At 69.7% G+C, this 13,866-nt stretch carries 12 protein-coding genes; 8 read left to right on the forward strand and 4 right to left on the reverse strand.

Annotated features, from left to right (window positions below):
* The first annotated feature begins 527 nt into the window (after positions 1-527).
* From AB0I04_RS28220 to AB0I04_RS28240, 5 genes are all read left to right on the forward strand, one after another.
* Positions 528-1,619, forward strand: a complete 1,092-nt coding sequence (locus AB0I04_RS28220; RefSeq protein WP_360890639.1) for a substrate-binding domain-containing protein — start codon at positions 528-530, stop codon at positions 1,617-1,619.
* 63 nt (positions 1,620-1,682) lie between these two features.
* Entirely contained in the window at positions 1,683-2,468 is a 786-nt protein-coding gene (locus AB0I04_RS28225) for an ATP-binding cassette domain-containing protein (protein WP_360890642.1), read from the forward strand.
* 9 nt (positions 2,469-2,477) lie between these two features.
* Positions 2,478-3,797, forward strand: a complete 1,320-nt coding sequence (locus tag AB0I04_RS28230) for an ABC transporter permease (RefSeq protein WP_360890645.1) — start codon at positions 2,478-2,480, stop codon at positions 3,795-3,797.
* A 16-nt stretch (positions 3,798-3,813) separates the two neighbouring features.
* Positions 3,814-5,019, forward strand: a complete 1,206-nt coding sequence (locus AB0I04_RS28235; protein WP_360890648.1) for an ROK family transcriptional regulator — start codon at positions 3,814-3,816, stop codon at positions 5,017-5,019.
* A gap of 210 nt (positions 5,020-5,229) precedes the next feature.
* Positions 5,230-7,224, forward strand: a complete 1,995-nt coding sequence (locus AB0I04_RS28240) for a LamG-like jellyroll fold domain-containing protein (protein ID WP_360890651.1) — start codon at positions 5,230-5,232, stop codon at positions 7,222-7,224.
* Between the two features lie 130 nt (positions 7,225-7,354).
* On the opposite strand, the gene AB0I04_RS28245 is transcribed toward AB0I04_RS28240, so the two are convergent.
* Together AB0I04_RS28245 and AB0I04_RS28250 are read right to left on the reverse strand one after the other, a co-directional pair.
* On the reverse strand, positions 7,355-7,867 hold the full coding sequence (locus AB0I04_RS28245) for a DUF1707 domain-containing protein (protein ID WP_360890654.1): 513 nt from the start codon (positions 7,865-7,867) through the stop codon (positions 7,355-7,357).
* Between the two features lie 25 nt (positions 7,868-7,892).
* Positions 7,893-8,492: a PadR family transcriptional regulator gene (locus AB0I04_RS28250; RefSeq protein WP_360890657.1), complete on the reverse strand. Its 600-nt coding sequence runs from the start codon at positions 8,490-8,492 to the stop codon at positions 7,893-7,895.
* Positions 8,493-8,767: 275 nt separating this feature from the next.
* Here AB0I04_RS28250 and acnA point away from each other — a divergent pair, with 275 nt between their 5' ends.
* Together acnA and mug are read left to right on the forward strand one after the other, a co-directional pair.
* Complete coding sequence (gene acnA, locus AB0I04_RS28255; protein ID WP_360890660.1) at positions 8,768-11,482, forward strand: aconitate hydratase AcnA; 2,715 nt, start codon at positions 8,768-8,770, stop codon at positions 11,480-11,482.
* Positions 11,483-11,564: 82 nt separating this feature from the next.
* Positions 11,565-12,098, forward strand: coding sequence for a G/U mismatch-specific DNA glycosylase (gene mug, locus AB0I04_RS28260; RefSeq protein WP_360890843.1), 534 nt, complete (start codon positions 11,565-11,567; stop codon positions 12,096-12,098).
* 289 nt (positions 12,099-12,387) lie between these two features.
* On the opposite strand, the gene AB0I04_RS28265 is transcribed toward mug, so the two are convergent.
* Positions 12,388-12,750: an SDR family NAD(P)-dependent oxidoreductase gene (locus AB0I04_RS28265; RefSeq protein ID WP_360890663.1), complete on the reverse strand. Its 363-nt coding sequence runs from the start codon at positions 12,748-12,750 to the stop codon at positions 12,388-12,390.
* 86 nt (positions 12,751-12,836) lie between these two features.
* Here AB0I04_RS28265 and AB0I04_RS28270 point away from each other — a divergent pair, with 86 nt between their 5' ends.
* Complete coding sequence (locus tag AB0I04_RS28270) at positions 12,837-13,223, forward strand: MerR family transcriptional regulator (RefSeq protein WP_360890667.1); 387 nt, start codon at positions 12,837-12,839, stop codon at positions 13,221-13,223.
* Positions 13,224-13,233: 10 nt separating this feature from the next.
* Here AB0I04_RS28270 and idi read toward each other — a convergent pair whose 3' ends face one another.
* The gene (gene idi, locus AB0I04_RS28275) at positions 13,234-13,806 is read right to left on the reverse strand and encodes an isopentenyl-diphosphate Delta-isomerase (RefSeq protein WP_360890670.1); all 573 of its coding nucleotides are present in this window, start codon (positions 13,804-13,806) and stop codon (positions 13,234-13,236) included.
* Positions 13,807-13,866: the final 60 nt, after the last annotated feature.

The following is a 13,866-nucleotide window of genomic DNA, read 5'->3' on the forward strand; positions in this document are numbered from 1 at the left end:
GGCGCCGCTCCCCTTGGCTGCGTCCGCCTGTCGATTCCGGACGTGACAATTTTTGTTTCGGTCATTTTCGGCGCTGCGGGCACCGTCCGCGATCATGAAACACCTTTCGGTATCCGAGTGGCGGCCGGGTGGTCGCTCCATGAACGGCTCGTGACGGCCCCGGGCGAGCACATTCGTGCCGCGTTCGGTAGGGGCTGGATGCTCAATTTCGACCGCATGATCAGGGACTATGGGCCCATCGCCCCGCCGGGTCGCCGCCGCCCCTCCGGTGATCGCGCGCCGAGGCGATGACCGCCGCGCGAGAGTCAAGATCATCTTTTCGGGAGCTGTCGGGGCTTGTGGGAGCTCGAGGTGATCAAGATGCCTATGTGTAGCTTTGTGACTTCTTAGCGTTATGTGACGACTAGATTTCGATGTCGTAACCGTCAGATTTCTCCGGCTTCCTTCCTCTATACGAACTGCTGAGCGCGGAATACGTTGTGCGGCCAAACAAACGTTCCTGGGGACCCACCGAAGAAGGTGTCGACGTGATCTTGAAGCGCACGGCATGTATCGCTGCGATCGCGGCCATGGCGACCGCCGGCCTCGCTGCCTGCGGTAGCAACAGCGACAACGGCAAGAAGTCCGGCGGCACGAGCAAGTCGAAGGTCGGCAAGATCGGCGTGATCCTGCCGGACACGAAGTCCTCCGTCCGCTGGGAGAGCTTCGACAAGCCGCTGCTGGACCAGGCGTTCACGCAGGCCGGCATTCCTCACATCATTCAGAACGCCCAGGGCGACAAGCAGCAGATGCAGTCCATCGCGGACCAGATGCTGACGCAGGGCGTGACGATGCTCGCGATCGTCAACCTCGACTCCAACTCCGGCGCGGCGATCGAGAGCAAGGCCAAGCAGCAGGGCGTCCAGACGATCGACTACGACCGTCTCACGCTCGGCGGCTCCGCCGACTACTACGTGTCCTTCGACGGCGTCGAGGTCGGCCGGGTCCAGGGCCAGGGCCTGCAGAAGTGCCTCGGCAACAAGAAGGCGAACATCGCCTACCTCAACGGCTCGCCGACCGACAACAACGCCACCCTCTTCAAGCAGGGCGCGCACGAGGTCCTCGACAAGGTGACCGACTACAAGAAGGTCGCCGAGCAGGACGTGCCGGACTGGGACAACCAGCAGGCCGTCACCATCTTCGAGCAGATGTACACCCAGCAGAACGGCAAGATCGACGGCGTGCTCGCCGCCAACGACGGCCTCGGCAACGCCGCGGTGTCCGTCCTGAAGAAGAACAACGTCGCGGGCAAGGTGCCCGTGACGGGTCAGGACGCCACTCCGCAGGGCCTGCAGAACGTCCTCGACGGCACGCAGTGCATGACCGTCTACAAGCCGATCAAGCAGGAGGCCGACGGCCTCATCCAGGTCGTCACCGCCCTGTCCAAGGGACAGAAGCCGCAGACCAACGGCACCTCCAACGACCCGCAGGGCAAGCGGCAGGTGCCGTCGATCCTGCTCAAGCCGATCGGCATCTTCAAGGACAACGTGAAGCAGGTCGTCGACGACGGCTTCGTCAAGAAGGACGAGCTGTGCAAGGGCGCCTACGCCGCGAAGTGCAAGGCGGCCGGAATCCAGTGAGTGCGGAGGGGCGCCCGGGTCTCGCCCGGGCGCCCCTTTCCGCCTCCCGAGGGAGTGCGAGCGTTGTCTGAGAACGGAAACCCCACCCTCGAACTGGTGGGGATCAACAAGAGCTTCGGAGCCGTACACGTGCTCCACGACGTCGACTTCGCGGTCTATCCGGGACAGGTGACCGCGCTCGTCGGCGACAACGGTGCCGGCAAGTCGACCCTGATCAAGTGCATCGCCGGCATCCACCCGACCGACTCCGGCCGGTTCATGTTCGACGGCCGGCCGGTGAACATCCACGGTCCCAAGGACGCCGCCGGGCTCGGAATCGAGATCGTCTACCAGGACCTCGCGCTGGCCGACAACCTGGACATCGCGCAGAACATGTTCCTCGGCCGCGAGCGCACGAGGGGCGTCGTCCTGGACGAGGCGTCCATGGAACAGGCGGCCCGCGAGACGCTGGCCAAGCTGTCGGTGCGCACCGTCAAGTCGGTCCGCCAGCAGGTCGCGAGCCTGTCCGGCGGTCAGCGGCAGACCGTGGCGATCGCCAAGGCCGTGCTGTGGGAGTCCAAGGTCGTGATCCTGGACGAGCCGACCGCGGCGCTCGGCGTCGCGCAGACCCGGCAGGTCCTCGACCTCGTCCGCCGGCTCGCCGAGACCGGGCACGGGGTCGTGCTGATCTCGCACAACATGAACGACGTCTTCGAGGTGGCGGACCGGATCACCGCCCTCTACCTCGGCCGCGTCGCCGCCGATGTCAAACGGTCCGACGTCACGCACAGCCAGGTGGTCGAGCTCATCACCACCGGGCGATCCGGCGATCTGGGCCTGGCGCCCTCGACCGCCGCAGAGAGCATCTGAGGTTCCACGATGTCCACCGATACACCCGAGCCGAACATCGTCGAGCCGGCGCCGGGCTCCGCGCGGACCGCGGTGCCCACGCTCGCCGACACCGACTTCTCCGTAGACACCCGCGAACAGACGGTCGCGAGCGCGGTCAACGGCTACCTCGTCAAGCTGCGCACCGGCGACCTCGGGGCCCTGCCCGCCATCCTCGGGCTGGCCGTCCTGATCATCTTCTTCTACGTCCTGCGCCCGGAGACCTTCCTCAGCGCCCGGAACATCGCGAACCTCCTCGTCCAGGCCATGCCGGTGACGATCCTCGCGATGGGCCTGATCTTCGTGCTGCTGCTGGGCGAGATCGACCTGTCGGCCGGTGTCGCCAGCGGCGCGTGCGCGGCGGTCATGGCCAAGCTGCTGATCGACGGCGGCCAGAACTGGGCCGTCGCCGTGCTCGCCGCGGCGGTCACCGGCGTCGCCATCGGCGCCTTCATCGGCGCGCTCGTCGCCGTGGTCCGCATCCCGTCCTTCGTCGTGACGCTGGCGCTGTTCCTGGGCCTCCAGGGCATCGCGCTGAAGCTGATCGGCCAGGGTGGAACGGTCCCCGTCCACGACAAGGTCATCTACGCGGTGGCCAACAAGTACATGCCGGTGTGGCTGGGCTGGACCGTCGCGGCGGTGTGCGTCGTCGGGTACGCCGCGATCCAGCTGCTGCGGCATCAGCGGCAGGCAGCCAAGGGACTGTCCCGGCGCCCGTTCGCCCTGGTCGCCGTCCAGGTGGTGCTGGTCGCGATCGCGCTGCTCGGCGGCGCGTACGTGCTCAACCTGAACCGGGCGGCCAACCCGAACGGCGCCCTGTTCTTCGGCGGCGTCCCGTGGGGCGTGCCGCTCGTGGCCGTCCTGCTGATCGTCTGCACGTTCGTCCTCGCCCGTACGCGCTACGGACGGCACGTGTACGCGGTCGGCGGCAACGCCGAGGCGGCGCGACGCGCGGGTATCAATGTCAACGCGATCCGGCTGTCGGTGTTCGTCATCGGCTCGGTGCTGGCGGCGATCAGCGGCATCGTCGCGGCGTCCCGCCTGAACTCCGTCACTCCGGACGCCGGTGCGGGCAACACCCTGCTGTACGCGGTGGGCGCCGCGGTCATCGGCGGCACGAGCCTGTTCGGCGGAAGGGGCAAGGCGCAGGACGCGGTCCTCGGCGGCCTCGTCATCGCGACCATCATCAACGGCCTCGGCCTGCTCGGCGCCGATGCCTACCTCAACTACATCGTCACGGGCGGGTTCCTGCTCCTCGCCGCGAGCATCGACGCTCTGGCCAGGCGGCGGCGCTCCGCGACCGGCCGCTGAGCTCCGGAGCGGTCTCGTGACACGTCGGCGCATCCGCGGATCGACGCAGGACGACGTACGCCGTCACAACCTGGGCACGATCCTCACCGAGGTGCACCGGCACGGCCTCCGGTCCAGGGCCGAGCTCACCGCCGAGATGGGGCTCAATCGCAGCACGATCGGCGACCTGGTCGCCGAGCTGGTCGAGGCCGGTCTCGTCCTCGAGCGTTCCGCGAGCGCTCGAGGACGGGCCGGCCGGCCCTCGCTGGAGGTCGTGCCCTGTCCCGACGCGGCGTACGTCCTCGCCGTCGACCTGGGTGTGAAGCACCTGGTGGTGGCGCGGGTCGGGCTCGGCGGCGACGTGCTCGACCGGGTCGAGGCCGACTCCGGCCGGGACTGGAGCGAACTCGACGCGACGGTCGACGCGATCGTCGAGGCCTGCCGTCGCCTGCGCGTCGGAGCGCCGGACGGCGCTCGCTGCGTCGGCGTCGGCCTGTCCGTGCCCGGCGTCGTACGCCTGGAGGACGGGCTGCTGAGGTTCGCGCCGAACCTCGGCTGGATCGACCTGCCCCTCGGGGCGCGGCTGGGCGAGCGGCTGGACCTGCCGGCGTTCCTGGCCAACGACGCCGACCTGGGCGCGCTCGCCGAGCACTGGCGCGGCACCGCGGTCGGATACGACCACGTCGTCGTGATCTCCGGCGAGATCGGCATCGGCGGCGGAATCCTCGTCGGCGGGCGGCCTCTGCGTGGCCGCGGAGGGTACGCGGGCGAGATCGGGCACCTGCGCGTCAACCCTGACGGCCGCCCCTGCCGGTGCGGGTCCGTCGGCTGCCTGGAGACCGAGGCCGGCGTCGAGGCGCTGCTGAGCGCCGCCGGCCGGCCGGTCGACGGCGGTCTGCGGGCCTACCGGGAGGTGCTCGCCCAGGTCACCGCCGGTGAGCCGACGGCCGCCGAGGCCGCCGCCCAGGTCGCCAGGTGGCTCGGAGCCGGCGTCGGCATGCTCGTGAACACCTTCAACCCGGACATCGTCGTCCTCAGCGGTCCGATCGGCGAACTGTTCGCCGTCACCGAGGACGTCGTGCGGAAGACCGTCGCCCGATCGTCCCTGGTCGCCCCGCACGAGCAGGTACGGCTGGCGGTCTCCGGCCTCGGCACGGACGCCCAGGTCATCGGTGCCGCCGAACTCGCCTTCGGGCCTCTCCTGGAGGACCCGATCGGCGTCCTCACCCGCCTGGCCGCCTGAGAACGGGCACAGGAGTCGGCCGCCGCGCTCGTAGTGGTCGACGGCGAGTCCCCGCACGAAGAGGTACGGCTGCCGATCTTGACGTGATCACATCGCCCGGCTTCCATGGTCACGGCATGGCCGGACGCGGTTCGAAATATCGAACGATTGGCCGGCGCGTCCGCCATGCCGCTGTTCCCCGAATCTCGGGGGCCGAGTGATAGGAGTCCGATGGGACGCTGGAAACGATCGGTACGGCGAGGGCCGCTGGCGGCGCTCGCCCTCGCGGCGACACTGGTCACCGGCCTGGCCGTGCCCGCCACCGCGCAGACCGACCCACAGAAGATCACCGTCGACCCGGAGGCGCCGGGCCGTGTGTACGAGGGCGTCGGCGCCATCAGCGGTGGCGGCGGCACCTCACGTTTGATCGTCGACTATCCCGAACGCCAGCGCCGCCAGATCCTCGACTACCTGTTCAAGCCCGGGTACGGGGCCTCGCTCGACATCCTCAAGGTCGAGATCGGCAGCGACACCGACTCCAGCAACGGAGCGGAGCCGAGCCACGCGCGCGTTCCCGGCGAGGTGAACTGCGACCGCGGCTACGAGTGGTGGCTGATGAGCGAGGCGAAGAAGCGCAACCCCGCCATCAAGCTGTACGGCCTCGAGTGGGGCGCGCCCGGATGGTTCCACGGCGGTTTCTGGTCGCAGGACAACATCGCCTACCTGACCGACTGGCTCGGGTGTGCCCGGCGGCACCACCTGAGCATCGACTACCTCGGCGGCTGGAACGAGAAGGGCTGGGACAAGCAGTGGTACGTCGACCTGCGGGCCGCGCTGAACCGCACGGGATACGGTCACGTCAAGCTGGTCGCCGCCGATAACGCGGGCTGGCAGGTCGCCACCGACCTGAAGAACGACGCGGCCTTCAACGCGGCCGTCGACGTCGTCGGCATCCACTACCCGTGCAGCGCGGTGCACTGCTCCAGCTCCGCCGACGCCATCGGCCTCGGCAAGCCGATCTTCGCCAGCGAGTCCGGGTGGAACGACTACCTGACCGGCGCGCCCCGGCTCGCGGCCGAGATCAACCACGAGTACGTCGACGGGCGCATGACGGCGTTCATCAACTGGCCCGCCGCGTACGGCTGGTACCCGACCGTTCAGTACGCGGGCAGCGGTTTTCTGCGCGCCAACGAACCCTGGTCGGGCCACTACGAGCTCGGCCCGACGCTGTGGACGGTCGCCCAGACCTCGCAGTTCGCGCGTCCCGGCTGGCGCTACCTCGACTCCGCGAGCGGCTACCTCGACGGCGGCGGCACGTACGTGACGCTGCGCTCGCCCGCCGCGCGGCCCGACGTCACCACGGTCGTCGAGACCATCGCCGCGACCGGACCGCAGACGATCACCGTGAGCCCGGCGAGCGGGCTCTCCCGGGGACGGCTGCACGTGTGGTCCACCGAGTTGTCCTCGGCCGATCCCGCGACGTGGTTCGCCCGCGGCGACGACCTGCGGGCGGACGCCGACGGCTCGTACCGGATCACCCTCGAGCCCGGCCGCGTCTACACGCTGACGACCCTCGGCGGAGGCGGCAAGGGAGCCGCCGTCTCTCCGGCCGCGGCCGGCCTGTCGCTGCCCTTCACCGAGTCGTTCGACGGGTACCGGCGCGCCGCCACCCCCCGCTACTTCACCGACATGGAGGGGGCGTTCGAGGTGGCGAAGTGCGCCCAGGGGTCGCACCGCGGAAAGTGCCTGCGCCAGGTCATCACCACCCAGCCCAACAAATGGACCAAGGTGCCCGCGCCGCTGACCCTGGTCGGTGACGCCGCCTGGACCGACTACGAGACGGGGACGGACGTCCTGCTCGAGCAGGCCGGCTCCGCGGAGCTGCTCGGCCGGGTCGTCGGCCAGCTCGACCCGCGGAAGAAGCCCAACCTCGTCCTGTGGAAGGGCTACCACCTGAAGGTCGCCGACACGGGCACGTGGTCGCTGTACGTCGTCCAGAACGACGGGACCACGCGGACCCTGGCCGCCGGTACGGTCGACGCCCTCGGCACCGGGCGATGGCACCACCTGGCGCTGCGCTTCGAAGGCACGGCCGTGAGCGCGTTCGTCGACGGCCGGCAGGTCGCCGCCGTCACCGACGCGACGTTCGACCACGGCCAGTCGGGCCTGGCGCTCGACTCGTACGTGCCCGCGCAGTTCGACCGCTTCGCCGTCACGGCCCGCTGACGGCACGGGCGGCAGGGCCCGCGAGGGTCCTGCCGCCCGTTCTGTTCCGCAGGGTCCCTAGGGGGTCCTGCCGTCCGTTCTCTTCCGCAGGGTCCCGGGAGGGGCCCTGCCGCCCGTTTTCCGCGGTGACTCACCTCGTGAGGCGATGCCACCGGCGGGCGTGCCGGATCCCGACGAACGCCGTCGTGAACCAGACGAAGGCGAACAGCGGGAAGACGAACCAGCCGTGCGTCGCGGTCGCGATCACGACCAGCGCGATGAGGAACACGCCGGCCGGCGGGCCGAACCGCGGATGCCGCCCCCGATGAGCCATCCGCCCGGTGCGCCGGGCCCAGGGCGGGCCACCCCAGTGGGGTCCGGCCCAAGGGGGCCCGGCCCAGGGCGGTCCGCCCCGCCATGGCCCGTCCGGGCCGGGCAGACCCGGCCCGGACGGGTGCGCGAGCGCGTCCCGGCTCCCGGGCAGGTCCCGAGTGACCTCCCGCAGGTCGCCGACGGTCTTGGCGGACAGCGCGGTCGAGAGTCGCTCGTCGAGCTCCTCCCGGGTCAGCCGGCCCTGCGCGAAGTGCTCGTGCAGGGCCGACGCGACCTCGTCGCGCTCCGCGTCCCCGACCCGCAGGTCGTCGCGTGCCATCAGCTCACTCACCCTCCTCTGTCGCTCCGAAGCCGGGTCACTCGTCCTCGGCGAGGAGGTGGTAGAGGCGGCGCCGGGTCTCGGCCAGGATCTCCTTGGCCTCGGCGACCTGGGCCTCCGAGCCGGTACGGACGACCTGCATCATGGCCCCGCCGACTCCGCCGGCGGTCTTGAACAGATCCCGTACGTCGTCGCGGACGTCGGAGGTCATCGCCTCCCACGGCGCGTTCACCTCGTCGGTGTGCTGCTCGACGTACGTGCGGCCGGCCTCGGTGAGGCGGAAGGGCTTGCGGCCGTCCTCCTCGGTGCCCTCGATCAGGCCTTCGTCGGTGAGCTGCTGCAGCGCCGGGTAGACCGCGCCGGGGCTCGGCCGCCACTCGCCGCCGCTGCGCTCCTCGATCGCCTGGATGAGCTGGTAGCCGTTGCGCGGCTCCTCGGCCAGCAGGGCCAGGATCGCGGCGCGGACGTCGCCGCGCCGGGCCTTCGACCGGCCTTCCGCCCAGGGCGGCGGACCGCCGAACGGGCCGAATCCGGGGGGACCCCAGCCCCACGGGCCACCACGCCTGCCACGGCCGCGGCCACCACGTCGGCCGCCGGCCCATGCCTGCCACGGAGCGTCGGATGTCGCGTTGTGCATGTTCGGTTCTCCCTTCTGAGAGCCATCTCAGATCGTTCGCGATACTCAAACGATATATCGGAGACGCTCGTTGTCAAGCGTCAGGTGGATACCTTGACGTCGAGATAAACGTGGTACCTTGATGTCGAGAGAAATTGCGGAGAAGTTAGGCGAGCCTCAGTGCGCAAGGAAGCGGGCGGCTGGGGGAGGATTCCTGACGTATCCACCAACAGAACCCCCGCGCACGCCATGCGAGCGGTAGCCGCGCTCGGGGAGCGCGTAGAGGAGGAGACGACTTGAACAGCTTCGGCAGCCGACAGACCCTGCGCGTCGGCGAGGCGTCCTACGAGATCTTCCGGCTGGATGCCGTCGAGGGTTCGGCGCGCCTCCCGTACAGCCTGAAGGTCCTGCTGGAGAACCTTCTGCGCACCGAGGACGGTGCCAACGTCACCGGCGACCACATCCGCGCGCTGGCCGCCTGGGACCCCAAGGCCCAGCCGAACCAGGAGATCCAGTTCACCCCGGCCCGCGTGATCATGCAGGACTTCACCGGCGTTCCCTGTGTGGTGGACCTCGCGACGATGCGGGAGGCCGTCCGTGACCTCGGCGGCGACCCGGCGAAGATCAACCCGCTGAACCCGGCCGAGATGGTCATCGACCACTCCGTCCAGGTCGACGTCTTCGGCCGCGAGGACGCCTTCGAGCGCAACGTCGAGTTCGAGTACGGCCGCAACAAGGAGCGCTACCAGTTCCTCAAGTGGGGCCAGAACGGCTTCGACAACTTCAAGGTCGTGCCCCCGGGCACCGGCATCGTGCACCAGGTCAACATCGAGCACCTGGCCCGCGTCGTCTTCGACACCGAGGGCGTCGCCTACCCCGACACCTGCGTCGGCACCGACTCCCACACCACGATGCAGAACGGCCTGGGCGTCCTCGGCTGGGGCGTCGGCGGCATCGAGGCCGAGGCGGCCATGCTCGGCCAGCCGATCTCGATGCTCATCCCGCGCGTCGTCGGGTTCAGGCTGACCGGCGAGCTCCCGGCGGGCACCACGGCCACCGACCTGGTGCTCACCATCACCGAGATGCTGCGCAAGCACGGCGTGGTCGGCAAGTTCGTCGAGTTCTACGGTGAGGGCGTCGCCGCGGTGCCGCTGGCCAACCGCGCCACCATCGGCAACATGAGCCCCGAGTTCGGCTCCACCTGCGCGATCTTCCCGATCGACGACGAGACCGTGAACTACCTGCGGCTCACCGGCCGCCCGGCCGAGCAGGTCGCCCTGGTCGAGGCGTACGCCAAGGAGCAGGGCCTCTGGCACGACCCGTCCCGCGAGGCGGAGTACTCCGAGTACCTCGAGCTGGACCTGTCCACCGTCGTCCCGTCGATCGCCGGCCCGAAGCGCCCGCAGGACCGCATCGCGCTGACGGAGGCCAAGTCCACGTGGCGGCACGACGTGCGCAACTACGTCACCGAGACCGACGGCGTCGACGAGGCGGTGGACGAGAGCTTCCCGGCCTCGGACTCCCCGGCCAGCAACTTCCGTGCGAACGGCAGCCGCCCGCACAACCCGACCAAGGTCACCATGGCGGACGGCGCCGAGTTCGAGATCGACCACGGCGCGGTCGTGATCGCCGCGATCACCTCCTGCACCAACACCTCGAACCCGTCGGTCATGATCGGCGCCGCGCTGCTCGCCAAGAAGGCCGTCGAGAAGGGCCTCTCCCGCAAGCCGTGGGTGAAGACCTCGCTCGCCCCGGGTTCCAAGGTCGTCATGGACTACTACGACCGCGCGGGCCTCACCCCGTACCTCGAGAAGCTCGGCTTCAACCTCGTCGGCTACGGCTGCACGACCTGCATCGGCAACTCCGGCCCGCTGCCGGAGGAGATCAGCCAGGCGGTCAATGACAACGACCTGGCCGTCACCTCGGTGCTGTCCGGCAACCGTAACTTCGAGGGCCGGATCAACCCCGACGTCAAGATGAACTACCTGGCCTCGCCGCCGCTCGTCGTCGCGTACGCCCTCGCCGGCTCCATGGACGTCGACATCGTGAACGGCCCGATCGGCACGGGCTCCGACGGGCAGCCGGTGTACCTCAAGGACATCTGGCCGTCCCCGCAGGAGGTCGAGGAGGTCGTCGAGTCCGCCATCGCGCAGGAGATGTTCAGCCGCGACTACGCCGACGTGTTCGCCGGCGAGCAGCGCTGGCAGGCCCTCCCCGTGCCGACCGGCAACACCTTCGAGTGGGACGCCGACTCCACGTACGTCCGCAAGGCCCCGTACTTCGACGGCATGACGGACAAGCCGGAGCCGGTGGAGGACATCCACGGCGCCAAGGTCCTCGCGCTGCTCGGCGACTCGGTCACCACCGACCACATCTCGCCGGCCGGCGCGATCAAGGCGGACAGCCCGGCGGGGAAGTACCTCACCGAGCACGGCGTCGAGCGACGGGACTTCAACTCCTACGGCTCCCGGCGCGGCAACCACGAGGTGATGATCCGCGGCACGTTCGCCAACATCCGGCTGCGCAACCTCCTCGCCCCGGGCACCGAGGGCGGCGTCACCGTCAAGGACGGTGAGCAGCTGTCCATCTACGACGCCGCGCAGGCGTACGCCGCGGAGGGCACGCCGCTGATCGTGCTGGGCGGCAAGGAGTACGGCTCCGGCTCCTCGCGCGACTGGGCGGCCAAGGGCACCCGCCTCCTCGGCGTCCGCGCCGTCATCGCCGAGTCGTTCGAGCGCATCCACCGCTCGAACCTCATCGGCATGGGCGTCCTGCCGCTGCAGTTCAAGGATGGCCAGTCGGCCGCCTCACTCGGCCTGACCGGCCAGGAGACCTTCGACATCGTCGGCGTCGAGGCCCTGAACGGCGGCGACACCCCGCGCGAGGTCACAGTGCGGGCGGGCGACAAGGAGTTCCAGGCCATCGTCCGCATCGACACGCCGGGCGAGGCGGACTACTACCGCCACGGCGGCATCATGCAGTACGTCCTCCGCTCCCTCCTGAAGAAGTAGCCCCGAACGAACGGGCCGCCTCCCGGCAGGGAGGCGGCCCGTCTCATATCTCCAGAGTCTTCGGCGATATCGTCCGATCGTGATGAGGCGACCGACCGCTGCCGATCTGGAGGCCGCGCGCGACGGGACCATCTCCGACGTCGTGCCGCCATCGGGCGGGGTGCTGTTCTGCGGGATCAACCCGGGGCTCTATTCGGCCGCGACCGGATGGCACTTCGCGCGTCCCGGCAACCGGTTCTGGCCCGCGCTGCACCGCTCCGGCTTCACCGACCGGCTGCTGCATCCCAGCGAGCAGCACCTGCTGCCGTCGTACGGCGCCGGGATCACCAATATGGCGGCCCGTGCCACGGCGCAGGCGGCCGAGCTGACCGCCGAGGAGCTGCGGGAGGGTGGTGCGCTGCTGGAGAAGTTCGTGGCCGAGCACCGGCCCCGGGTCGTCGCGGTGCTCGGCGTGACCGCGTTCCGTACGGCGTTCGGGCGTCCGAAGGTGAAGATCGGTCCGCAAGAGGAGCGGCTGGCCGGGGCGGCGCTGTGGATCCTGCCGAACCCGTCCGGCCTCAACGCCCACTACACGCTGCCGGCCCTGGCGGAGGAGTTCCGCCGGTTGAAGAGGTGACACCGAGGGGAAGCGCTCACGGCGTGCCGTCGTGGAGGATCTCGCGGTCCCACTACTTCTTTCTTTAGTCGCCCTTCGTGATTTAGTGGTAGCTTTCTGTCAGCACGCCCCGTGCCCAGGCGACGCGGGGCACCCTCCTCGGTCCTATAGCCGTGCACACTGGACCGATAGCGTCCGGAGGGACGTGCCACGCGGGTCGACGGCTTGTCCAACGGCACCAGGGCACGAAGGCGATTGGCGCATACCCGGCCTCCAGCCGGGCGCCATCCTGAGGATTCCTCAGGATCGCTTAGCCAATCAGAGACGCTGACGTACTCGCGTTTGAGTGCGCCGACGACGTTGACCGCCCAGGCGTCCAGGTCCCACGCGGGGACAGTTCGCCGGGGCGGTCGGCGCGGATGATCGCGGCGTTGTAGACGACCACCTCCGGGGGACCGAGCTCGGCGGCGGCCTTGTCGAGTGCGGCGCGTAGCGCCGTCTCGTCGGTCGCGTCGGCCGTGAGGGAGACGGTCCGTACGCCCAAGGCGGCGACCGCCTCCAAGGTCACGCCGGTCCGGGCGATCAACGCGACCGGTAGCCCTTCACGCGCGAAGCGACGCGCCACCGCGCGGCCGATGCCCGGACCCGCACCGACGACCACTGCACCCGGCATCACTGCCTCCTTTTGGGGGATCACTGGATAATCGGGACGGTAAGCCGTCACATCGATGTGAAGGTCAAGCCGGGAATGGGGCACGGGTGCGAATCGGCGTTCTGGCGCAGCGGACGGGGGTGAGCCGGCGGCTGCTGCGGTACTACGAGGAGCAGGGACTGCTCCGGCCGGTACGGCTCGCCAACGGTTATCGCGAATACGGCGAGGCGGACGTCGAGGCCGTACGCCACATCCGGATCCTGCTCGCCGCGGGGCTGCCCACGACGGTCATCGCCCGGGTGCTGCACTGCGTACACGAGGAGGGCGAGCGTCTCGTACCGTCGGCGTGCCCGGGAATGATCAGCAACCTGCGGCGCGAACGCGGTCGCATCGCTGAGTCGATCACACGGCTCGAGGCGTCGCAGCGGGCGATCGACGCCATGCTCACCGCGGCACTACACCCTGAGCGCGGTCATGCGACGCGATCGGGCTGAGCCTCGTCGGCTACCAGGCGATGGCGGGCGGCAGGAGCGAGGTCGGTGCGGCGGGCCAGTCGGCCGGCTTGCCCAGCGGCACGAGCGCGGCCATCTGCTCGCGGTACCACGGCGAGGCCGACGGGTCGTCCACGAGCTCCACGCAGGCCTCCCAGTCACGCCAGCCCGCCGCCTCGGTCTCGTCCGGGTGGGGGCGGACGTCGCCGACGGCGACGGCGCGGACCACCGGGCAGAGCTCGTTCTCCACGACGCCGTCGGCGGCGGTCGCGCGGTAGCGGAACTCCGGGAGGATGAGCGTCATGCTCTCGATCTCCAGACCGAGCTCCAGGCGCACCCGGCGGCGGACGGCGTCGCGGAGGCCTTCGCCGGGGCCGGGATGGCCACAGCAGCTGTTCGTCCACACCGACGGGAACGTTCGCTTGGCGTGTGCTCGTTGGGTGATCAGGATGCGCCCCGCCGCGTCCGCGAGATAACACGAGAACGCCAGATGCAACGGCGTGGCCTCGTGGTGACTCGACGCCTTCGGGGCCGTGCCGATGGCATGGCCGTCGGCGCCCAGCAGCACGATTCGTTCGTCATCCATCACTGTCTTTATATCCGATCGCTACGCTGCGCCACGTGAACTCGGCCGTGGGGCTCTGCG

Source organism: Actinoallomurus sp. NPDC050550, from assembly GCF_040655075.1.
In the GTDB taxonomy this organism is placed as follows: Bacteria; Actinomycetota; Actinomycetes; order Streptosporangiales; family Streptosporangiaceae; genus Actinoallomurus.

Excerpts from the sequence above, each read along its gene's own strand:
- AB0I04_RS28230 (WP_360890645.1), top strand. The coding sequence starts at position 2,478 with ATGTCCACCGATACACCCGAGCCGAACATCGTCGAGCCGGCGCCGGGC.
- AB0I04_RS28240 (WP_360890651.1), top strand. The coding sequence starts at position 5,230 with ATGGGACGCTGGAAACGATCGGTACGGCGAGGGCCGCTGGCGGCGCTC.
- AB0I04_RS28250 (WP_360890657.1), bottom strand. The coding sequence starts at position 8,492 with ATGCACAACGCGACATCCGACGCTCCGTGGCAGGCATGGGCCGGCGGC.
- mug (WP_360890843.1), top strand. The coding sequence starts at position 11,565 with ATGAGGCGACCGACCGCTGCCGATCTGGAGGCCGCGCGCGACGGGACC.
- AB0I04_RS28265 (WP_360890663.1), bottom strand. The coding sequence starts at position 12,750 with ATGCCGGGTGCAGTGGTCGTCGGTGCGGGTCCGGGCATCGGCCGCGCG.
- idi (WP_360890670.1), bottom strand. The coding sequence starts at position 13,806 with ATGGATGACGAACGAATCGTGCTGCTGGGCGCCGACGGCCATGCCATC.